This window comes from Paenibacillus sp. NPDC055715, from assembly GCF_053617595.1.
This window is the reverse complement of record NZ_JBSHGA010000001.1, coordinates 633,009-654,078: the sequence shown is the minus strand read 5'-3', so window position 1 is coordinate 654,078 and position 21,070 is coordinate 633,009. Positions and strand designations below refer to the sequence as shown.

The following is a 21,070-nucleotide window of genomic DNA, read 5'->3' as shown; positions in this document are numbered from 1 at the left end:
TTATTTTGGGCATGGAAAAGCAGGTGAAAATGATTGATGAAGTCTTGTGTATCAGCGCTTCTTATGCTGTCGACCTGTTCGGGGTACACCGTAACACACTTGCACAGTGGGTAAAGCTTGGAATGCCCAAAGCGGGAAACGGTTGGTATCCTCTTAAAACCTGTTTTGATTGGGTAATGGAGTACCGTTTGGGTGGAGACGACGAAGACGATGAGGAACCGAAAAGCGATGCTGCCCGGAAGCTTCGTTTTGAAGCGAAGTTGAAAGAGAAGCAGGCGGAAGCAGCGGAATTTAAAAATGCAGTTACCAAAGGCGAGTATATCAAACGTGATGAAGTAGTTTCAGAGCTTCAACGTTTTTTTACTACGTTAAAACGGTCTATGACTGGAATTAGTCGCCGTGTTGCAATGGAGGTCGCACCTTATGTTGATCCTGAAACGGTCAGGCTGATTGAACAAAATATAGCCGATACAACAGGAGCAGTGTTGGAACAAATGTCTGTCCGGGGCGTGTATTATGCCAAAAAAGGCAAAAAGTAAGTGGGCTGACTGGCTTACTGAAGCTTTCCAAGTATTGCGACCGCCTGAAAAGTTGACAGTAGCTGAATGGGCAGACCGATACCGGGTGTTGGATAGTAAAACATCCGCCGAGCCGGGGCAGTGGTCCACAGACAGGACACCTTATTTGCGCGGAATTATGGACGCTTTTACCGATCCGCGTGTCGAAGAAATTATTTTTCTAAAGCCGACACAGGTAGGCGGGACGGAATGCCTTAATAATATGCTGGCTTTCGTTGTCGCGCAGGACCCAAGCCCTGCACTTGTCATGTATCCGAATTTGGATATGGCTAAATTTACGTCAGAAAATCGTCTGCAACCAATGATGGAGTTAAGCCCTGCCTTACGTAGTCGCTTTCGTCCAGGCAACTCAAAGGATTTGGAACTTCAATTTGATGGCATGTATACGGTTATCGCTGGGGCAAACAGTCCGGCATCACTTTCCAGCCGTCCGATTCGCTTTTTGTTCATGGATGAAGTGGACAAGTATCCTAAATCGGCGGGTAAGGAAGCGGACCCACGTTCACTGGCGAGAGAGCGTACCAAGACTTTCCCATTTAATAAGAAGATCATGCAAACTTCTACGCCTACCGTTCGCACCGGACCTATTTGGCAGGCGTGGGAAGCTGCTGACGTTCAACTTGAATATTATGTGCCGTGTCCACATTGCGGACATTATCAGACGTTCAAATTTAAACAAATTAAGTTTGATAAGGGCCTTGATGCCGAGTCCATCCGGGGAACAGCTCATTATCAATGCGAGCAATGTAATGAAACTATACGGGATGCTCACAAGCCTGCAATGCTTCGAGCTGGTGGGTGGCGCGATCAGTCCGGCTCAACGCAGCTCCGCCGTAAAACTGGATTCGGCCTAAATGCTATTTACAGTCCTTGGGTTAGATTCGGGGATGTGGCGGCGGAGTTCATCACGTCCAAGCGAACGCCAGAAGAATTAATGAACTTTGTTAACTCTTGGTTAGCGGAGTGTTGGGAAAACACTCAGATTAAGCTTAACAGTGACAAGGTTTTAGAGAAGGACAGCGGGTATGAGGAAGGTGTCGTTCCTGACCAAACCATCCTATTGACCGGAGGCGTGGACGTGCAGAAAGACCGCTTCTATTACACCATCCGGGCATGGGGCGAAGGAATGAGCAGTCAAAATATTCGGCATGGAGTGGTCGAAACATGGGCGCAGATTGAAGACGTGATGAATATATCCTACTGCGCCCGAGACGGTACGGAGTATTTTGTTAATCTCTGTGCGATTGACTCCGGTTATAACGCGGACGACACCTATACATTCTGCGTAAACAACAGCGAGTGGGCAGTCGCGGTAAAAGGTTCCAACGCGGCATTACCCAGCAAGTACAAATTATCCAAAATTGACCGCGAGGAACGTGGCATGTACGGCATATCCTTGTACATGGTTGATGGCGGATTTTATAAAGATTTTATTTCCAACCGCATGGTTCGCAAAAATGACGAGCCGGGCGGTTGGTTTGTTTATACGGGTTGTGACCTGGAATATGCCGAGCAAGTCACAGCAGAGGAAAAGGTCATTGAGAAGCGAGGTCGCAATGAATACGAAGTTTGGCGACCGAAGACAGCGCACGCGGATAACCATTACCTTGACACAGAGGTTTATGCGGCTTTTGCTGCTGACTGTTTGGGTATTCGGTACATGAGATTTGAAGCGAAGCCAGAACCGGAAAAAGCAGTCAGCAAACCTGTTGCAAAACAAAATTCTTGGGTAGGTGGTGGAAGTGAATCATGGCTATGACACCGGAAGAAAGGCTCTTACAACTACGTGAACAACTGCTTGAGGTTCAGACGGCAATTAGTGCCATACAAACAGGGGCGCAGGAATACTCGATTGCAAACCGTTCATTGAAACGAGCGGACTTGTCCACGTTGTATGCCGAACGGGATAGGCTACAAAAGGAAATTGACGCTTTGGAAAGTGGAACGGGGATGTTCCGCCGAGTTTATTTTGAGGGGAGGTAATCGTAATGAATTGGCTGGACCGATCAATTGCCGCCGTAAGCCCGAGGTGGGCATATAAGCGTATGGCGTGGCGAACCGGGATGGATGTTTTTGATTCCGGCAGTCGTGGACGGCTTAACCATAATTGGAACCCATCCCAAACGCCAAACGAGCACATTAAGGCGACAGAAAGGTCACTAATCCGGGCGCGGGCGCAGGATATGGAGCGTAATAGTGATATCGGCGGGGCAATCTTGTCCGCATTTGAGCGCAATGTTGTCGGAACCGGGATTATGCTGCAAGCAAAATTGGCGCATGACATTCCTGGGAATATGAACGGTGAGCTTAATCAGCAGATTGAAAGGCTTTGGAAAGAATTTTGCAAGGCGGAAAATGTAGACCTGACCGCTACGCAATCGCTGGAAGAGATAGAGGAAATGGCTATCCGTCGTTATGTGGTAGATGGCGGTATTTTCTTGGTTAAGGTCTACGTTGAGGATGATAAATTCCCTTTCAAACTTCAAGTCCGGGCAGTTGAGGAATTAAACACCATCGTCACGCCGGGAGAAGGCAACCGGATTGTTGAAGGTGTAGAGATTGACGAATACAACAGACCCATAGCCTACCATTTCAAGGATGTAGATGGTTACTATCTCAATCCCGTTAAAACGGTCAAGATTCCAGCTAAAGACGTGATTTTTTTGTATAAAAAGACTTCGCCGCAACAGGTCAGGGAGGTATCCAATTTGGCAACGGCTCTGCCGCGTGTTAAGGATGCGAATCAATTCGTAGAAGCAGTTTCCATCAAGGAACGCGTGCTGGCCTGCTTGTCCGTTTTTATAAAAAAAGATGTTCCTTCCGGCAGTATGGGGCGGGGAGTGAGAACCAGCAGCGAAACGATTGATTATTCTGGAGTGTCACTTGCTCCGGGGATGATCGGGGAACTCAATCCAGGTGATGAAGTTCAAACGGTTGTTCCGTCCGGTCAGGCATCGAATGCCAAGGAGTGGATTACCACATTGGTCCGGCTCACGTCTGCCGGAATCGGCCTTAGCTATGAAGCTGTGTCGCGGGATCTGTCCCAAGTCAATTATTCTTCTGCCCGTCAAGGACTTATTGAAGATCGGAAGCTGTATAAGAAACTGCAAAAAATGGTGACCGAGCGTGTGCTAACCCCGATTTATTTGGAGTTTTTGGACGCTATGGTTCTTTCCGGTCAGTTGGATCTACCCAAATACCAACAAAATAAAGAGCAATATACCACCCATGCATGGATTCCACCGGGTTCGACATGGATTGACCCTTTGAAGGAGGTGAAAGCAAATGAAACAGCTCTTGCTTCCAATCAGGACACTCTAGCCCGTATCTGTGCCGAGCGCGGGGAGGATTGGCGCGATGTGGTGGCGCAGCGTGCAGCAGAACAGCAATTGATCCGCGAATTGTCCGGTCCAGAACCGACAGCCACGGATATTCCAAAGGAAGGAGCAGACAATGATCCAGATGAAGAAGAAAAAGATGCAGAAGATGCCGATGATGCTGCATAGAAATGCAACGGTACCGGATAAGCAACTATCTCGTGTATTGACTATCAATACTGAATCTGTAAACGAAGAAGATAGAACGATTGAGCTTTCATTTTCATCCGAAGCCCCATATGGTAGGTGGTTCGGTGATGAAATTCTATCTCATGACCCCGGAGCGCTTGACCTATCACGGTTAAACGATGTCGGGGTTTTATTATTCGCTCATGGACGTGATCCAAATTACGGTAACATGCCAATCGGTACCATTAAACAAGTCTGGATTGATGATGCCGAGCGGAAAGCGCGGGCCATTGTGGAGTTTGACAACGACCCTGACAGTGACCGGGTGTTTCAGAAGGTCAAAAAGGGGATTGTCAAAGGGGTGTCAGTTGGCTATGAGGTCAGTTCATGGGAAGAAGTGAAGGCCGGAAAGACTTCTGCCAATGGTCGATTCACTGGGCCAGCTTATGTAGCTCTTAAATGGCAGCCGTTTGAAATATCAATCGAGCCAACGCCAGCCGATCCTAGTGTGGGCATTGGTCGTACTTTACAAAATGAAAGCGAGGACGAAGGAATGAAGGGATTGAAAATGCTGGCTTTAGCCGCACAGGGATTGATGCATGCACCGGATACAGGAGCAGGGATTGGGGGCGGAACCCCGGCAGGTACAGGAGAACGATCCGGCGAACCACAGGCACCACCAGCACCGCCGATTAACGAAGAGGGTATTCGGGCAGCAGCGGCAGCGGCAGAACGGAGCCGGGTAACAGAAATTAATGCGCTGTGCCGTAACTTCGGCGTAGATGCTTCACCGTACATTGAGGATGGAAGCAGCACTGATAAAGTTCGTCAGGCCATCTTGCAAAAACAAATCGAAGATCGTAAACCACACGCTTCCGGTGTACAGGTCACGACAGAGGAAACGGACAAATTCCGTGCCGCTGCATCCGATGCCCTGCTTATGCGTGCTGGCAGAGGTGTTGCGAAGCCTGCGCCGGGTGCGCCGGAGCTGCGTTCGCTTCGTCTGCGCGACTTGGCTGTTGAGTGCTTGGTACGCGCTGGGGAGTCGGGAGCACACTTGCTACGCGATGAAGATTTGTTGAAACGGGCGTTGTCGCCTGATAGCACGTTCCAAGGCATTATCTCCAACGCTGCTAACAAAACACTGTCACAGGCTTATGCGGAGGCCCCGACTACGTTCCAACACTGGACAGGGCGCGGCAGTAACTCAGATTTCAAGGCAGCGGAGCATTACCGACTTTCCGAGGCGGGAAGTTTGGAGCTGACAGCGCAAAATGCTCCAATTCCGTATGATGCAGCGATGAAGGATGAAAAGGTAACAAAAGCAGTGCTCACATACTCCAAGCGCTGGGGATTCACGCGGGAAGCGTTCATTAATGACGACTTGGACATGCTTTCCAAAGTGCCACAATCCTATGTAATCGCTGCGAAACGTGGTATCAACGCTTTGGTGTATAAAATGCTGGCATCTAACCCGCTTATTTGGGATGGAAAAGCCCTGTTTGGTACGGACCATAAGAACCTGGGAACTGGGGCAGATATCAATACTGTTTCAATGTCCGAAGGTCGCACGGCTATGAGAACGCAAAAGGGACAGCGCGGGGAAGCAACGCTGAATATCGCACCACAATTTTTGTTGGTTCCCGCTTCTTTGGAAACTGGCGCTAATCAATTCCTGCACAGTGATGCGGACCCATCTGGCAAACACAGCGGAGTATCCAACGTTTTCCGTAACTCAATGGATATTATCGTGGATGCGGAGTTGGATCAATACTCAGCAGCGGCTTGGTATATGGCAGCTAACCCGAATATTGCGGACACAATTGAGGTCACCTATCTGCGCGGACAAGAGGAGCCAACGTTGGAAACAGATGTGCCGTTTGACCGTCTTGGCTTGGACTTCCGCATTTACTTTGATTACGGGGTTACGGTGCTAGATAGTCGCGGAATGTTCAAAAATCCGGGCGCAGGAGGTAACGGCTAATGATTTTGAAGCAACCACTTAATTACGGCGGTAGATTATACGAATCTGGCGAGAAAGTAACGGGTCAGCTTCCCGTTGATTTAATATTGCAGCTCCAAGAAAGCGGCGCGATTGATAAGGAAGAATCCCCGGCGCAGGAAGCGGAAGGCGTAACGCCTACTGCTGTTTCTGCTGCTGATTTTGCTGCATTGGGGGCGGACGAACAAAAAACACGCCTTGAATTGCTTGGGCTGACAGCATCCAGTAATAAAGAGGGCCGCCAAGAGCAATATGAAAAATGGCTGGCTGAAAATGATGAACTTTAAGGATCAGCTTGAGAAGGATGTGAAGGATGTTTTTCTGAACGAGAAAGAGTTTGCGGATTGGCATGAAATATCTTTTATGAGTCCGCCGAAAAACGGAATGCCCGCCATCCCTGAACCGCCTGTCCGCTTGCTGGTTACTGTAGATGATGATGAACTAAGAGATCGGAAAAGCAGCGCCTCGAATCCAACAGATGGCGTTTACGATGCCGATCTTTTGTTTTATGCCCAGCGTTCTGACTTATTCCTACACTTTGGCAGGCTTCCGGCCCTACAGAGCAAAATCAAGTTTGATGGTCGCATCTACACTGTTGCGGATCTACAGGATGATGGGAACATGATAACTGTAACTTTGGGGCGTAAAGGATCATGATTGAAATTGACACCTCTGCTTTAAGAGAAGCGCAACGGCACCTTCAAGAAGTCAAAAAGAAAACGAAAGTCGCTATGTATCGGGCGCTTAATCGGGTCGCTCAGAACGCAAAGACAAACGCTAGTAAGGAAATAAGAGAAAAATATGTCATCAAGGCCGGGGACTTAAGCAGTACCTTTTCCATAAAAAAAGCTGACAAAGGGAGCTTGTCTGCTACTATACGCTCCCGCAGCCGTGGGACAGGTCTGGATAAATACAAGTTTTCACCCCGCCGAACGACAGGTAAGCGCCCAAAAGTGCTAAAGGTCGCTGTTAAAAAGGGCGGTATGAAAAAGGTTACAGGCGCTTTTGTTGCTGAAAAAAATGGAGTTAAAATCTTCATTCGTGAAGGCAGAAACAGGCTACCGATTAAGCGATTATACGGTCCACCTGCGCCAGAAATGTTCAACAATGTGCAAATACGGGAGTCGGTGGAAAGTAAAGCCCGTATTTTATATGCACAGCGACTGGAACACGAATTGAATAGGGAGTTGGGCGGATAATGACACCCTTTATACTGCAAGACGCTTTGGTAGCTAAACTAAAGCGTCTTTTTCATGATTCGGTATACATGAATGCTCAATATGAAATGGTGCCTCTTAATATCTATGCCCAAAACCTTCCTGCAAAAGAAGAGCAAGATGACCGCGCTCATTTTCCTTTTATCACTGTACGCTTTGGCGAGACAGTGGACCAAGGGCATGAAGTCCAGTCATCTTGTTCTGTTTTGCTTGGTGTGGGCATTTTTGATGAATCGTTGGATATGCAAGGTGAAAGAACAATTCAAAACATCACACAGCGTATCCGGCATGCATTCATGACGCATCCGATTTTAGAACGGATGTTTGAATTGGATTTTCCCCTGACCTGTTCCCTTTTTGATGACGAAGACTTATCACCATATTTTTTTGGCTACGTCAACATGAAGTGGAAAATTCCAGGCATAAGCAGAGAGGATGTTTATTTTGGATAAAGAGCAAGAAAAACAGGAAGCTACGGAGTCGAAAACGCGACGAACTATTACTGCGACTGAAAAAGTCGCTCAAGCAGCTAAGGACGCTACTGAACCGGAGCAACTTATTTACATCGGTCCGAATTTGCCCGGTGGGCGGCTGGCGAAGTCTCTTATTGTTCGCGATGGCTTCCCGGCATATTTGGCAGATGTAGCGGAGAAGGCACCAGAAATACGGCAGCTTTTCGTACCTGTAGCCGAATTGGCAACATCAAAAGCTGCACTATCTGTGCCAGGGAGTGCCCTACAAATTGCCTATGCTGCTGTCATCGCAGCAGTAAAAGGAGGAATTTAAAATGGCAGAACGTCACGGCATTTTTGTTAGCGAGCAGCCGGCGGAAGTCATTACGCCAGTACCTTTGAATATTACTTTACCAGTCGTGTTCGGCACTGCTCCAATCAATCTAACAACTCTGGAGGACGCACCAGTAAATAAACCAATCCTGTGCGAAAGCCGGGACGATGTGGTTGCTGCTTTTGGATACTCGGACGACTGGGAAAGCTTCACACTGTCTGAATTCACGCATTACTTCTTCAAAGTGGCGAAGCTGTCGCCAGTTGTGTTCGTGAACGTCTTGGACCCAACGAAACATAACGCAACGGTAGCCGCATCAAGCTTTTCATTGACTGATGGTGTGGTAACTGTAGCGGTGCAAGGAATTATTAAATCGTCTGTGGTCGTCACCTCAGATGACGGAGCGACCACTTACACAGCAGGGAAGGACTACAGCGTGAGCTTTAATACTTCCGGTAATCTCGTAGTATCCCGCATTGCTTCCGGCGCTCTGACATCCAACAGCGCTGTTAAAATTTCATACTCTAAGCTGGACCGCAGCAAAGTGACAGCAGCGGACATCATTGGCGGAGTGATTGAGGCTACAGGGGAGGCAACGGGGCTGGAGTTGCTTGATCAGGTATTCCCGCTGTTCCGAATCGTTCCTGCTCTGATCGTTGCACCGGGATTTTCACAAAATCCAACTGTTGCAGCAGTAATGACCGAAAAGGCAGCAAGCCTCAACGGTGGACACTTCAAAGCGCAGGCGATTACAGACCTGCCAGCAGATCGTGTTTATACGGACTTGCCAGCATGGAAGAAAACAAATTCCTATACTGACCCGCGACAGATAAACACTTATCCGCTTTTCACCTACGATGAACGTACCTATCATTCATCTACTGTGGCAGCTGCGGGAATTATCCAAACCGACGTCAATAACGGTGGGGTTCCATCTGAATCACCATCGAATAAATCGGTAAAGATTGATGGAACAAAAATGGATAGCAGGGGTATTGCTCTTGGCCCCCAACAGGCACAGTATATGAATGCGAATGGCATTTTCACAGCACTGAATTTTGTTGGAGGCTTTGTACTTTGGGGTAACCGCACAGGTGTGTACCCGGATCAAAAAGACCCGCAGTCGTCATTCATTCCGGTGCGCCGCATGTTCGACTGGATCAGCAACACCTTGACGCTCACTTACTGGAAATACCTTGACGGTTCCACTGATAAGCGTCTGATCGAGTCGATTACGGATGCAGTGAATTTCTGGCTTAATGGCCTGGCTGCTGCAGGGTACATTTTGGGCGGACGCGTGGAATTTAATGCGTCTGAAAACCCTGTCTCCGCACTGATGGATGGGAAAATGAAGTTTCATGTCTATGTTACACCGCCGTCTCCGGCACAGGATATTGATTTTGTGCTGGAATACGATGCATCTTACTTTGCTGCGCTATTCACAGCAGCGTAAAGGGAGGGCTGAACCTTGAGCCAAGAAAAAATTAATTTACGGACAATTAAATACGAAGCTATACGTAACGGTAGCCAATACCTTGGGACAACTACGGTTGATTTGCCGGACATTGCTATGCTTGCTGATGATGTCACAGGTGCTGGAATTAACGGTACCGTGAACGTTGCTACGCTTGGACAAACTGACTCCATGCAGGTGACATACAACTTTGCAACTTGGGAAGAAGGTTATTTTGACCTATTTGCTCAGGAGACACATACGGTTGATCTGCGTGCAGGTATTCAGAGCCAGAACCGGGTAACGGGCAGCATTGACGTTATTCCAATCAAAATAACCATCAAAGGTTCTCCGAAAACTCTGTCGATGGGCAGTTTGGAGACGGCAGCAGGGTCGGATAATTCTTGTGAACACGAGGTCACTTATATCAAGATCACAATTAACGGTGTGAATAAAATTGAAATTGACAAATTTAACGATGTTTTTGTCGTGAATGAAGTTGATTTCGGCGCTAAAATCCGGGCTGCGCTCGGCAAATAATGGAGGATAAGACTATGACTGAAAAGAAAACAGCAACCCCGGCAGAAGAAAATAACGAGGGGAAAAATGTCCTTAAATTCTCAAAGCCTTTTAAGTTTGAAGACCAAGAACCAATTACAGAATTAGCTTTTGATTGGGACAAAGTAAATGGTCGTAAACTCATTGCTCTAAGCGAACGTTTGGCATTGAATGATATGGATTCACCCATTAAAGCTGTAAACATGAAGTTTCAGGCCGCCGTGTGTGCCGAAGCTGCAGGTGTTCCGTTTCAACTAATTGAGGAATTACCGGGCGGCGTATTTGGGCGTGCAACCGCAATGGCACAAAGTTTTTTGCTCGGTTTGGAATAAACGGTAACGCCGGAGCGGAAATAAGGCAAATCATAATGACACTTTCAATTGAAACAAGGAATTCTCTGGATTTTTGGTTGGACCAGAGTCTTTATGAGTTGTATCAGTGGCATGAGGCATTTGAAGCTTATGTTAATTTGAAAAATGAGGCGTTAGAAAAGCAAATGGAAGAAGCGGAAAAGAAACGTAAAAACAAAGCTCCTAACGGACGTAGAGGGCGCGTAGGACGGTGATCTAATGTCCCATGAATATGATGTAGCAATGAACCTCATTGCTGAGGTTGATCAGAGGTACAGGCGTGCCTTTGACCAGGCTAATAATCAGGTTGAGGAGTTGCAGCGTCAATTACGAGAATTGCAAAATTCACGTGGCCCGGATCGGGCTCGACGTGAAGTTGAAGACCTTACAGATCAAACCAAAAAAGCAGGCGGCGCGTTCGGGAAACTGAGCAGCGCCGCTTCTTCTTTTGGTCGCACTTTTCGAAAAGTCGCAGAAGTATCAGGTGCTATGGCTATATTGGATTCAGTCACGGGTACCATCAACAATATCGGTAGTGCTATTGGTGATCAGCAGGAAGCATTTAACCAGTATGCGGCATCCACTGGCACGAGCGTTAAGGATATGCAGGCCATCAAAAAAGAAGCCCGGAATTTATATAATCAGAATCTTGGTGAGGATTGGAACGATCTTGGAGGCGCGATGGAGAACACGCGCCAGGTTTTGCAACTTACAGGTCCTGCGCTTGAAAAAGCGACGAAAAATGCAATCGTCTTTCGGGATGTGTTCAAGGATGACATTCCAGAAACAAATAAAGCTATACAGACCATGACGAAGCAATTTAAAAATCTGAGCAATACTGAAGCTTTCAACCTACTCGCACAAGGTAAGCAAAAGGGACTTGATAAATCGGGAGAATTGCTGGACTCTGCAAATGAGTATGCGGTTTATTACAAAACGATAGGTTTGGGCGCGGAGGATATGTTCAATAGTTTTAAAAATGGTCTGGATGCAGGTGCATTCAACCTGGACAAAGTTGGTGATGCCATCAAGGAATTTGGAATTCGGAGTAAAGATGGATCTAAGACAACGAACGAGGCATACAAGATTCTGGGGCTGAATGCAGATAAAATGCAGAAGAAGTTTGCTTCTGGTGGCGATGTGGCACGTCAGGCTTATTTTGAAGTTCGGGATGCATTGAACAAAGTTAAGGACCCTATCAAGCAAAATACGGCTCTTTTGAATCTATTTGGTACGCAGGGTGAAGATTTAGAGAAATCAACGATACAGGCCATTTTGCGTACAAATAATGCCTTTGATAAAACAAAAAATACAATGCAAGAAGTTCAGAAAATAAAATATTCCTCCATAAGCTATGCCTTCCGATCCATCGGTAGGCAATTGCTCACTGAATTTGTATACCCGCTTTCTGACCTTGCATTGCCCGCCCTTGCTAGCTTTGGTAAAGGATTGGAAACAGCTATCCCTAAAATAAAGGGTTATTTCAAGCAGGGTCTGAAAGTTATACAACCTTTTATTAAAGCCTTGCAGAATGTAGGGGATCTGTTTGCTAATTCGATGGCAGGCACAGGGGATATGTCGGCAGCTACTGGCATTAGCAAGTTCTTAATGAATCTCGGTGTTGGAGAAGACAAGGCATATAAGTTTTCGGCGGCATTATCTGATATATTTGATAAATTTGCTGCTGAAAAAAACATAATCAAGGGTGCAGGGAGCTTATTAACCAACGCATTAATGGGTACCGGAGATATCAGCGGCGTGCAAGATATTAATAAAGGCTTGCAGTCTATTGGGTTCAGCCCGGATCAAGCCATTAAAATATCGAATGGTGTCGTTGATACATTTGATAGGATCAGAGGCAAAGTCGATGGTTTGGTTAAAAGTATGAAACCCGTTTTGGACGACATGACGGGATATCTAAAGGAGGCATTTTCGTTTGACGGCTCTTTGGATTTTGGAAGCATAATAGATAACGTCAGTGAGCTTCAAAAGTCTGTCAATCCTATACTGGATGCTATGCTATCAGGCATTGCCCCGGCCTTACGTTCCGTTACGTCCCTGTTGACCCCGCTTATGAAAATGGGGAAACAGGCGTTTAATGCAATAATTCCTTTAGTTTTAAAACTTGCGTCCTCTTTATATAGCAAGCTTGCACCTGTGTTCATTTCGGTTTTTGGATATTTAACGAAGACTTTGTTGCCTCAGGTCAGTTCTGTATTGGCTGCATGGGTGCCTAAAATCGGAGCGCTATTTAGTAAAGTCGGCGGTCTGATTATGGCTATATACAACACAGGTATTGCGCCTGTAATTGATAGTTTGGTCGGTATATTCAAATGGGCGTGGCCCGTTATTACTACGGTTGTGACAAGTGCTATAAATATTCTCAAGCCGATTATCGGAGGGATTATTGATGTATTGGGTGGCGTTATAGACTTCTTGACAGGGGTATTTACTGGTAATTGGTCATTGGCCTGGGATGGAATTAAACAGGTTGCAGTCGGCATTTGGGATGGCATCACAGGTGCTGTTAAAGAAGCGTTTAACGCAGTCATTGGGATTATTAATTCAGCAATTCAAAAAATAAATAGCTTCAGCTTTGATCTACCTGAATGGGCAGGTGGGGGGACGGTCGGTAGTTTGGGTATCCCTGAAATACCGATGCTCGCAAAAGGTGGATTTACAACAGGACCGTCCATCGCAGGTGAGGCTGGAACAGAAGCCGTAATTCCGCTGAATAATAAGCAACGGAGCATGAACCTGCTGGAAAAAACAAACCGGATGATGGGGTATACCACCACTAATAACGGCGGGGATTCCATCGTATTACAGTTCGACATCACTATCCAAGGAAATGCGGATAAAGAAGTGGTACAGCAGGCCATTCAGGCGGCTCAGCCGACCTTCCGCCAGCAGTATCAGGCCATGAAGCGTCAGAATGCGAGGACGAGCCTATGACGACATACACAACAATCCAAGGGGATACCTGGGATATGATTGCCTATAAGGTATTTTCCGATGAAACGTTGATGATCCAGATTATGAATCTTAATTTGGACTACATCGACGTTTCTGTTTTTTCAGCGGGTACAATTCTGCAACTGCCGGATGTTTCTACGGTTGAAGAAACCGCCTCTGACCTGCCACCGTGGAAGGTGTGACAATGAACAATATCATTAATGCAAGGCGTGCCCAGGTAGTTGTTAATTACAACGGTAAGGACATAACAAAAGAGTTGTCCGGTTATTTGTTGGATTTTACTTATACCGATGCGGAGCCAGGTACGTTGGATGATTTGCAGATTAACCTGGAGGATAAGGACCGTAAATGGTCAGGACCTTGGTCGCCAAGCGCTGGAGACAGGATAACTGCCTATATAAAGACGACCGGGTGGGATAAGCCTGGAGAGATTAAACGGCTTAATTGTGGCACGTTCGAAGTAGACTCAATTGACTTTGCTGGGCCACCCGATACCGTCAGTATTAAAGCGGTATCGCTTCCGGTTTCAACAAATGTTCGGCAGGAGAAAAAAACGAAGGCTTGGGAGTCTGTGACGCTCAAGTCTATTGCTGTTGAAATTGCCAAGCGTGCGGGTTTCGCCTTGATGTATGAAGCTCATGGGAACCCGAAGTTCGACCGTCAGGATCAGACGGATGTATCTGACCTCGCTTTCCTGAATGACCTTTGTAAACAGGAAGGAATAGCCTTGAAAGTGACTGGTAAAAAGCTAGTCCTGTTTGATGAATATGTGTATGAACAGAAAGCGCCAGCGTTGACGATTGAGCGCGGAGTGTCGGACATTATCAGCTATGGATTTTCATTCTCTACTCAGGACGTAGCATATGCAGGCTGTGAGGTCAGTTATCAGCCTGCCGCAAAAAAGAGCACGTCTAAGAAAAAAGATGATAAGAGTACAACAAAAGCTGCTGCTGAATCTACTTCTAAGGATTCGAAAAAGAAGAAAGAGAAATCCGAGCAGCCAAAGCCTATTAAGGTTATTTATCGTCCGCCTGGTGCTCCAAAAGATGGTCCGATTCTAAAGGTGTCCCAAAGTGTAGGGTCACAGGCGGAGGCCCTGAACGCAGCTCGTAAGAGTCTCCGTGAAAAGAATAAAGAGGCTGGTAAAGCTACTTTGTCTCTTATGGGTAATGTCGGTCTTGCAGCCGGGATGACCATTACAATCAAGGGCTTTGGTCGCTTTGATGGTAAGTACATTATCGTTTCCGCTACTCATGCGGTGGGCGGATCGGGGTATACAACCAATTTGGAAATTAGGAAGGTATTGGGGTGGTAATATGGCGGCAGATGAATTAGTACGGATCGGCGTTGTTTCCAGCGTAGATACGGACACGGGAATGGTCCGGGTAGTCTTTCCAGACATGTCCGACATGGTTTCCCCGGAACTGCCGCTTCTAACAACCGGAACTGGTTGGGGGCTATCAAACGCGATGCCTGAGCCGGGCGATAATGTTCTGTGCGTTTTCCGTGGGAACGGGCGCACAGATGGAGTTTGTCTTGGCGCATTATATGACGGTAGCTATGATATGCCTGCTGACCAATCTCAGCGGGGGATCTATTTTGAGGATGGAAGTTACGTGTATTTTGATAAAAATACTGGCTCAATAGAGATTAATGCGGTTGGAGCTGTGAATGTACAAGCCAAGGATGTGAGCATTAAAGCCGAGTCTGTTCAAATAAATGGGGAATCCGTGACTATTCAGGCTAAGACGGTAAGTGTTAACGCCGAAACCGTGCAAATAAACGGTAAGTCATTTAGTGTCGATGCCCCTAAGGTTCGTATGAACAGCAATGTGACGGTTGTAGGCAAGTTGGATGTACTTAATCAGGAGATTGGAGGGGGCTGAATGTGGCAGCTAAAATAGGCAGTTACGGGGATATTCCTTTTGTCGTCACCCCCAAGGTGATACGCACATTCCGTGAGCTTACCCGGTCCAGTGCCAGCCGATGGGCAGACCATGAAATCATGTTGAAAAAGCCCAAAAGCCAGTTTTTAGGGCCGGGGTTGGACACCGTGACATTCACGATGTACTTTGCTGCATGGCATGGCACGAACCCCCGCAAAGAAATGGACAAACTGGTTGACTGGGATCGAAAAGGAAAAGCCGGAGCGTTGACGATTGGCGGTAAAAAGTTGGGCGTTGGTCTGTGGGTTGTAACAGGGCTTGAGCAGGCTTGGACGCACGTGGATAACCGAGGGAACCTATTGTCTGGAACTATCAACATAACGCTAAAGGAGTACGTTAAATGAGCCAGTACAATCTTACGTTATCCGGTACCCGCCCGATTGATTTTGCCCCGGCCTCACGCGAGATTGAATTGCGACAGAACCTGTTTACGCTGCTCACATCTTGGCGTGGTTCGGTTGTTTTAAATCGACAATTTGGATTTGATCCGTCTGCTTTGGACGAGTCGACAGAAGTTGCCAAGGCGCTTATCACATCGCAAATCTATGAGCTGGTTGGTGAATATGAGCCAAGAATTTTAATTCAGGAAGTGCAGTTTGTGAATCCGCAGGATGATCCTGACAACGGGCGGTTAATTCCGGTCATTTACTTCGAGGAACAGGAGGTGAACGCAGATGACTACATTGGCTGAACTACCAGATATTGATTTTGTCCAAGCGGATGTTAAGGCTATGCAGGATTCGCTTATAAAGCTGTACGAATCAATTGCAAAACGACAGCTTGCTCCAGCCGATCCGCTTCGCACTTTCATAAATGCGATATCGTACAAGATGTTAATGCAAGAGGTTAAATTGAATCAGGTCGCCAAGGGGCAACTACTCCGGTATGCACGCGGCACTGTGCTGGATCATCTAGGGGCCTTCGTGGAAACACCGCGTTTGGGTGCTGATTATGCCGTTACGTTAATACAGTTTACTTTGTCCACGCCACTCACGAATGTCCAGATTATCCCCGCAGGGACCCGTATAGGTCCGACTGAGGGAGACGGGACCATATATTTTTCTACCAAGGAGGCCGTTTCGGTGCTGATCGGTGATGTTGTGGTCACGGCTGCAGCCGAATGTAATGTGTCTGGCACAGAAGGTAATGGATATATCGCAGGCCAACTTACGACGCTGATTGACCCTCTTCCATACGTGGCATCTGTAACCAATCTGACCGAAACAGCGGGCGGAGCTGCCGTCGAGGACAATGATCCATACCGCGAGCGTATTCACATTGCTCCAGAGTCTTTTAGTGTGGCTGGGCCGGAAGGGGCTTATGAATATTGGGCCAAAACTGCCAGTGCTTCAATTATCGACGTACATGTTGATTCACCAAGCCCTATGCAGGTAGTGGCTACTGTTTTGCTTGCTGGTGGCGTTATCCCTTCACAAACTGTATTGGACGAGGTATTTGCAGTGCTAGATGACAGAAAGCGGCGACCTCTAACGGATAAGGTTACCGTTCAAGCTCCTCCAGAAGTCAGCTACGATATTGATTTGATCTACTATATTCGTAAATCAAGGGCAACAGACGTAGCAAGTATTCAAAAGGCAGTAGAGGCCGCTTTATCCGAGTACAAGCTATGGCAAAAGTCGCGATTAGGCCGAGACATAAACCCATCTCAGCTAACACATATGCTTGTTGCGGCTGGAGCTTCACGGGTAGATATTAAATCGCCTATATTCCTGAATCTTGGGTCAAACCAGGTTGCCAAGGAAGGCACGGTTACAATGACTTTCGGGGGGCTGGTCGATGATTAAATTATCCGAATTAAGCTTATTAGACCTGCTGCCTGATAACTTACGGACTGATAAGCAAGTACAGGATGCAGCGATGGCTCTTGATGTAAAGATGGACGAGCTAACAGCGAAGATTCAGCGTGTTGATTTGTTCGGTCGTACTGACTGGACAGACGAAGAAACCGACGAATTGGCTTGGCAGTTCCATGTAGACTACTATGACCCTACATTGCCTCTTGAGCAGCGCAGGGAGCTTGTACGTCAGTCTATCCCCATCCATCGACGAAAAGGGACACCAAGCGCTGTGGAAGAATTGGTGACCACTATATTCGGCTATGGCAAGGTAGAGGAATGGTGGGAGTATGGCGACGATCCTGGTTACTTTCAGGTTGTTGTCTCCAATCCAAAGGCCACAGAAGAACAGGCGCAGCAGTTCATCGAGGTTGTCGAGTCCGTAAAACGGAAAAGCGCCCATTTGCGCCGCGTTGTCGTCTTGGATTCGGCAAAGGGCACACATTACTATGGTGTAGGTACACAGCAAGTGGATATTATTACTTTAAGGCAGGTGAACTAAATTGGCGTTTGATGGTATTCAGATTACTAATAGAGGCAGGAATCTTCTGGCTAAAACAGAAGCTGGACAGACCAAGATTACGTATACAAAATTTTCAGCGGGAGACGGGAAACTAGCTGGGCAAATGCCGATTGCATTAAAGGCACTCATCAACGAAAAAATCTCCTTCCCGGTCAGTCGGTTGAAGATACAAAATGAAAATGTTGTTGTTCCAGGCTTCGAGTTTAGCAACCAAGGTGTCAGCGCTGGTTTTTTCTTTCGTGAGGTTGGATTGTGGGCCACTGATCCAGACTTAGGCGAGATACTTTACGCCTATGGAAATTCGGGTGAAGGGGCGGAATATATAGATGCTCAAAATACATCGGCTGTATTAAAGAAACTCTTTAACTTCGAGTTGACCGTCAGTAACACAGCTCAAGTAACTGTCGTTGTTGACGACACAATTATCTATGCTACCCCGCAAGATGTAGCGGAGGCATTGAATGAATCTAAGGAGTACACGAACGAGCAAATAGCTAATGTAAAAGTGCCAGATGCCAGCACAACTCAAAAGGGGATCGTACAGCTTACCAACTCTACGAACAGCACATCCGAAACTTTAGCTCCGAACGCCAAGGCATTGAAGACTACTTATGACTTGGCTAACAGTGCTTACAGACATAGAGGGAACGCGCCAAACGACTGGAACACCGCAATATTATCTGGCAACTATGCCGTGTCGATTGCGAATTGGACGGGATACTCTAATTACCCCGCTGGATCATACACTTACGGGAAACTTGTTGTTCACGGCGATTATGGATTACGTATTCAAACGTACCACACACACGACAACCCTGGACGTGTATACACTCGCGTTTCCTTCAATGATACGGATTGGAGGGCGTGGACGGAGGTAATAACGAGCAACACGACTTCAAATTGGCAAAAGCATAAACTAACAACGGATGTGGGTTCTAACCAAATTATCTCTAGTACCGATTTAAACAACCTGTTGAAGAACGGGGAATATGTGGGTGAAAATCTTACGAATTGTCCATTGGGTACAGCTTTTGGCGCTTGGGCGTATGTAGAGGTTATGGCCTTGGACCCAGGCGGTGGTTACGTAATTCAGAAACTTTATAACCTGCATGGAGAGTACTCTCTTTATATACGTACAAGAAGGAATAACACTTGGGGGCCTTGGTCCCAAGACCTTTTTACATCTGTCGTTAATGGTAAAGGCGCTATTGCTGGCGTAATTAACGGCAAGGGTGGCAATGCAAGCGGCAGCAATACGTTTGCAGAGTTGGCAGCAGCTATAACGAACCTTCCTGTAAAAAGGTTCGCGTCAGGCACATTTAATGGTCAGTCAGCAACCGCACCAAACTTTAGCAGCGGCGCGACCATGACCCTATCAGTCAGCAGCATGACTTTTTCGCCAGCCCGTGTATTCATCAGGACGCGGCTGAGGGATAACAGTAATGTCCTGTACCTTGATGGGTTCGCTGTAGCTTCTAGTTCAGGCAACATAGAAATGTCAGGCAGATTTAACAACCGCGTAAACATATACAGCCTTACCGCACAGCCCGGAGGGTTTAGGGCCACTGTGGAAACAACCAGAATACTCGACTATGCCGGAGGCTCGCCCGTCGCGGTAGTTGAGGCTTACGAATGGTTCGCATTTGAATAACCAGCGTATCCAATCGGATGCGCTGTTTTTATGGCTTTGCGCCTTATATTGTGAGAGACGGGGGAAAGAAGGATGCAAGATCCACAAATTGAAACGTTGCAACGTATCACAAGGGTAGAAACTAAAATCGACAACATCGAAGAGAAGCTTGATTCAGCAATTGATGTCCGAGATATGGCGATATCGGCAGCGCAGTCAGCGAAGTCAGCACACCATAGGCTGGACAAGATCGAGGACGCTCAAAAATGGTTATGGCGCACAGTTAGTGGTTCCGCAATTACTGTAGTAATCGGCGCAATCGTCGCCGTACTTAAAATGGGAGGCGTTTAATTATGGATTGGAATACTGTATGGTCGTTAATCGACCCTAAATTATTAATCGTTGTGGCAGTGTGTTGGGTAATCGGTATCGGAATAAAACAAATACCGCGCGTGCCGGACTGGAGCATTGTATATATCGTCACTGCTGCCGCCGTGATCCTGACAGTCTGGATGATAGGATGGGGACCACAGGCGGTTATTCAGGGCGTGCTGGTCGGGGCATTTGCTGTTTATGGCAATCAGGTAGTCAAGCAGTTTGGTAAGCGAGGTGACGAGTAATGACACGTAAAATATCCAAAGCAGGCATTGATCTAATCAAGTCATTTGAGGGCTGCAGCTTGACAGCCTATAAACCCGTACCAACCGAAACGTATTGGACCATTGGCTGGGGGCATTATGGACAGGATATCAAAGCAGGCATGACCATCACGCAGGCACAGGCGGACGCAATGCTGGTCACCGATATGGCTAAATACGAGGCATACGTCAACGATAAGGCGTATGTGCCAGTGACGGACAAACTAACGCAAAGCCAGTTCGACGCGCTCACTAGCTTCTGTTACAACTGCGGGGCCGGAAGTCTGAGAACACTCTGTAAAGGCCGCACGGTGGCGCAGATAGCTGCCAATATAACAAAGTACAATAAATCCAGCGGAACGGTGCTGGTGGGCCTTACACGGCGCAGAGCGGCGGAATTGGCCTTATTTAACAAGATGGATGCGGAAAAGGGAGAAGGTGAAAAGATGGAAAAAGCAAATGTAATCTTATACGGCAAGCCCATTACGGACGTTAAGCTTATTGACGGCACGACGTATGTTGCGTTGCGGGATGTGGGCGAGGCATTAGGAGCTACCGTAGGTTGGGATGGTAAGACTAATACGGCTACATTGAGCAAGTAAGACAAATCCCCGCTAACCTTAACTGGTCGGCGGGGATTTTTTTTCGTTGAAGTCATTTCCACTTAGCCTTGCCAAATTTATTGAGTGACACATACGGTGTATGGTGTCTAAATGAAAGGAGGAGTTCATGTGAGCGGATGTGTTGGAGGAGCTGAACGTAGGGAAGAGCGTAGGGAAAACTGTTTTGGTGCTTTCACATCGCCAGCAGCAATTTTGGTGCTCTTTATTCTGTTGGTTATCATCACTAAAGCATTTTGGATTTAATTTTTAAAGCAATGTCACGGTAATGTCCAATCATTGTTTAGGTAAAAAGGCTCTATTGATATGTGATCGATGATCTTTTGTAATTATTACCTGTATACCCTGTACTCTGAAGTCTTTGTGCATATATTATGTTGTACTACAAATAAAGGAGGTTCAAGCCATGAGTGGATATGAAGGTGGAGCAT

27 protein-coding genes are annotated in these 21,070 nt (G+C 47.0%); all 27 read left to right on the top strand.

What is annotated here, in order from left to right:
- The first annotated feature begins 5 nt into the window (after window positions 1-5).
- The 27 genes from ACWGOO_RS03155 (at window position 6) to ACWGOO_RS03025 (ending at window position 20,885) form a co-directional block, all read left to right on the top strand.
- The gene (locus ACWGOO_RS03155; RefSeq protein ID WP_452481392.1) at window positions 6-539 is read left to right on the top strand and encodes a hypothetical protein; all 534 of its coding nucleotides are present in this window, start codon (window positions 6-8) and stop codon (window positions 537-539) included.
- Entirely contained in the window at window positions 517-2,337 is a 1,821-nt protein-coding gene (locus ACWGOO_RS03150) for a phage terminase large subunit family protein (protein ID WP_452481391.1), read from the top strand. The genes ACWGOO_RS03155 and ACWGOO_RS03150 overlap by 23 nt, the downstream gene beginning before the upstream one ends.
- The gene (locus ACWGOO_RS03145) at window positions 2,328-2,561 is read left to right on the top strand and encodes a hypothetical protein (protein WP_452481390.1); all 234 of its coding nucleotides are present in this window, start codon (window positions 2,328-2,330) and stop codon (window positions 2,559-2,561) included. The genes ACWGOO_RS03150 and ACWGOO_RS03145 overlap by 10 nt, the downstream gene beginning before the upstream one ends.
- A gap of 5 nt (window positions 2,562-2,566) precedes the next feature.
- Window positions 2,567-4,084: a phage portal protein gene (locus ACWGOO_RS03140; RefSeq protein WP_452481389.1), complete on the top strand. Its 1,518-nt coding sequence runs from the start codon at window positions 2,567-2,569 to the stop codon at window positions 4,082-4,084.
- Window positions 4,041-6,068 carry a prohead protease/major capsid protein fusion protein gene (locus tag ACWGOO_RS03135; protein ID WP_452481388.1) on the top strand — a complete coding sequence of 676 codons (2,028 nt, stop codon included), beginning with the start codon at window positions 4,041-4,043 and terminating at the stop codon, window positions 6,066-6,068. Before ACWGOO_RS03140 ends, ACWGOO_RS03135 begins: the two co-directional genes overlap by 44 nt.
- Entirely contained in the window at window positions 6,068-6,373 is a 306-nt protein-coding gene (locus ACWGOO_RS03130) for a hypothetical protein (protein ID WP_452481387.1), read from the top strand. The genes ACWGOO_RS03135 and ACWGOO_RS03130 overlap by 1 nt, the downstream gene beginning before the upstream one ends.
- Window positions 6,339-6,743 carry a hypothetical protein gene (locus ACWGOO_RS03125; protein WP_452481386.1) on the top strand — a complete coding sequence of 135 codons (405 nt, stop codon included), beginning with the start codon at window positions 6,339-6,341 and terminating at the stop codon, window positions 6,741-6,743. Before ACWGOO_RS03130 ends, ACWGOO_RS03125 begins: the two co-directional genes overlap by 35 nt.
- Window positions 6,740-7,285 carry a phage tail protein gene (locus tag ACWGOO_RS03120; RefSeq protein ID WP_452481385.1) on the top strand — a complete coding sequence of 182 codons (546 nt, stop codon included), beginning with the start codon at window positions 6,740-6,742 and terminating at the stop codon, window positions 7,283-7,285. Before ACWGOO_RS03125 ends, ACWGOO_RS03120 begins: the two co-directional genes overlap by 4 nt.
- Complete coding sequence (locus ACWGOO_RS03115; RefSeq protein WP_452481384.1) at window positions 7,285-7,755, top strand: hypothetical protein; 471 nt, start codon at window positions 7,285-7,287, stop codon at window positions 7,753-7,755. Before ACWGOO_RS03120 ends, ACWGOO_RS03115 begins: the two co-directional genes overlap by 1 nt.
- Window positions 7,748-8,089, top strand: a complete 342-nt coding sequence (locus ACWGOO_RS03110) for a hypothetical protein (protein WP_452481383.1) — start codon at window positions 7,748-7,750, stop codon at window positions 8,087-8,089. The genes ACWGOO_RS03115 and ACWGOO_RS03110 overlap by 8 nt, the downstream gene beginning before the upstream one ends.
- 1 nt (window position 8,090) lies before the next feature.
- Window positions 8,091-9,542, top strand: a complete 1,452-nt coding sequence (locus ACWGOO_RS03105; RefSeq protein WP_452481382.1) for a phage tail sheath family protein — start codon at window positions 8,091-8,093, stop codon at window positions 9,540-9,542.
- A 15-nt stretch (window positions 9,543-9,557) separates the two neighbouring features.
- Window positions 9,558-10,082 (top strand): phage major tail tube protein, encoded by a 525-nt coding sequence (locus ACWGOO_RS03100; protein WP_452481381.1) that lies wholly within the window; start codon window positions 9,558-9,560, stop codon window positions 10,080-10,082.
- A 14-nt stretch (window positions 10,083-10,096) separates the two neighbouring features.
- Complete coding sequence (locus tag ACWGOO_RS03095; RefSeq protein WP_452481380.1) at window positions 10,097-10,432, top strand: hypothetical protein; 336 nt, start codon at window positions 10,097-10,099, stop codon at window positions 10,430-10,432.
- A gap of 35 nt (window positions 10,433-10,467) precedes the next feature.
- Window positions 10,468-10,665 (top strand): hypothetical protein, encoded by a 198-nt coding sequence (locus ACWGOO_RS03090; RefSeq protein WP_430041974.1) that lies wholly within the window; start codon window positions 10,468-10,470, stop codon window positions 10,663-10,665.
- A 4-nt stretch (window positions 10,666-10,669) separates the two neighbouring features.
- Window positions 10,670-13,405 (top strand): phage tail tape measure protein, encoded by a 2,736-nt coding sequence (locus ACWGOO_RS03085; RefSeq protein ID WP_452481379.1) that lies wholly within the window; start codon window positions 10,670-10,672, stop codon window positions 13,403-13,405.
- Window positions 13,402-13,608, top strand: a complete 207-nt coding sequence (locus ACWGOO_RS03080; protein ID WP_452481378.1) for a tail protein X — start codon at window positions 13,402-13,404, stop codon at window positions 13,606-13,608. Before ACWGOO_RS03085 ends, ACWGOO_RS03080 begins: the two co-directional genes overlap by 4 nt.
- A 2-nt stretch (window positions 13,609-13,610) precedes the next feature.
- The gene (locus ACWGOO_RS03075) at window positions 13,611-14,741 is read left to right on the top strand and encodes a phage late control D family protein (protein ID WP_452481377.1); all 1,131 of its coding nucleotides are present in this window, start codon (window positions 13,611-13,613) and stop codon (window positions 14,739-14,741) included.
- A gap of 1 nt (window position 14,742) precedes the next feature.
- Window positions 14,743-15,312 carry a phage baseplate assembly protein V gene (locus tag ACWGOO_RS03070; protein ID WP_452481376.1) on the top strand — a complete coding sequence of 190 codons (570 nt, stop codon included), beginning with the start codon at window positions 14,743-14,745 and terminating at the stop codon, window positions 15,310-15,312.
- Between the two features lie 2 nt (window positions 15,313-15,314).
- The gene (locus ACWGOO_RS03065; protein WP_452481375.1) at window positions 15,315-15,716 is read left to right on the top strand and encodes a phage tail protein; all 402 of its coding nucleotides are present in this window, start codon (window positions 15,315-15,317) and stop codon (window positions 15,714-15,716) included.
- On the top strand, window positions 15,713-16,063 hold the full coding sequence (locus ACWGOO_RS03060) for a GPW/gp25 family protein (protein ID WP_452481374.1): 351 nt from the start codon (window positions 15,713-15,715) through the stop codon (window positions 16,061-16,063). The genes ACWGOO_RS03065 and ACWGOO_RS03060 overlap by 4 nt, the downstream gene beginning before the upstream one ends.
- Window positions 16,047-17,177, top strand: coding sequence for a baseplate assembly protein (locus tag ACWGOO_RS03055; RefSeq protein ID WP_452481373.1), 1,131 nt, complete (start codon window positions 16,047-16,049; stop codon window positions 17,175-17,177). The genes ACWGOO_RS03060 and ACWGOO_RS03055 overlap by 17 nt, the downstream gene beginning before the upstream one ends.
- The gene (locus ACWGOO_RS03050; protein ID WP_452481372.1) at window positions 17,170-17,730 is read left to right on the top strand and encodes a phage tail protein I; all 561 of its coding nucleotides are present in this window, start codon (window positions 17,170-17,172) and stop codon (window positions 17,728-17,730) included. Before ACWGOO_RS03055 ends, ACWGOO_RS03050 begins: the two co-directional genes overlap by 8 nt.
- Window position 17,731: 1 nt before the next feature.
- Entirely contained in the window at window positions 17,732-19,402 is a 1,671-nt protein-coding gene (locus tag ACWGOO_RS03045) for a tail fiber protein (protein ID WP_452481371.1), read from the top strand.
- Window positions 19,403-19,474: 72 nt separating this feature from the next.
- Entirely contained in the window at window positions 19,475-19,732 is a 258-nt protein-coding gene (locus ACWGOO_RS03040) for a hemolysin XhlA family protein (protein WP_452481370.1), read from the top strand.
- A 2-nt stretch (window positions 19,733-19,734) separates the two neighbouring features.
- Window positions 19,735-20,001 carry a phage holin family protein gene (locus ACWGOO_RS03035; RefSeq protein WP_452481369.1) on the top strand — a complete coding sequence of 89 codons (267 nt, stop codon included), beginning with the start codon at window positions 19,735-19,737 and terminating at the stop codon, window positions 19,999-20,001.
- Window positions 20,001-20,621 carry a glycoside hydrolase family protein gene (locus ACWGOO_RS03030; RefSeq protein WP_452481368.1) on the top strand — a complete coding sequence of 207 codons (621 nt, stop codon included), beginning with the start codon at window positions 20,001-20,003 and terminating at the stop codon, window positions 20,619-20,621. The genes ACWGOO_RS03035 and ACWGOO_RS03030 overlap by 1 nt, the downstream gene beginning before the upstream one ends.
- A 111-nt stretch (window positions 20,622-20,732) precedes the next feature.
- Entirely contained in the window at window positions 20,733-20,885 is a 153-nt protein-coding gene (locus ACWGOO_RS03025) for a YjcZ family sporulation protein (protein ID WP_452481367.1), read from the top strand.
- Window positions 20,886-21,070: the final 185 nt, after the last annotated feature.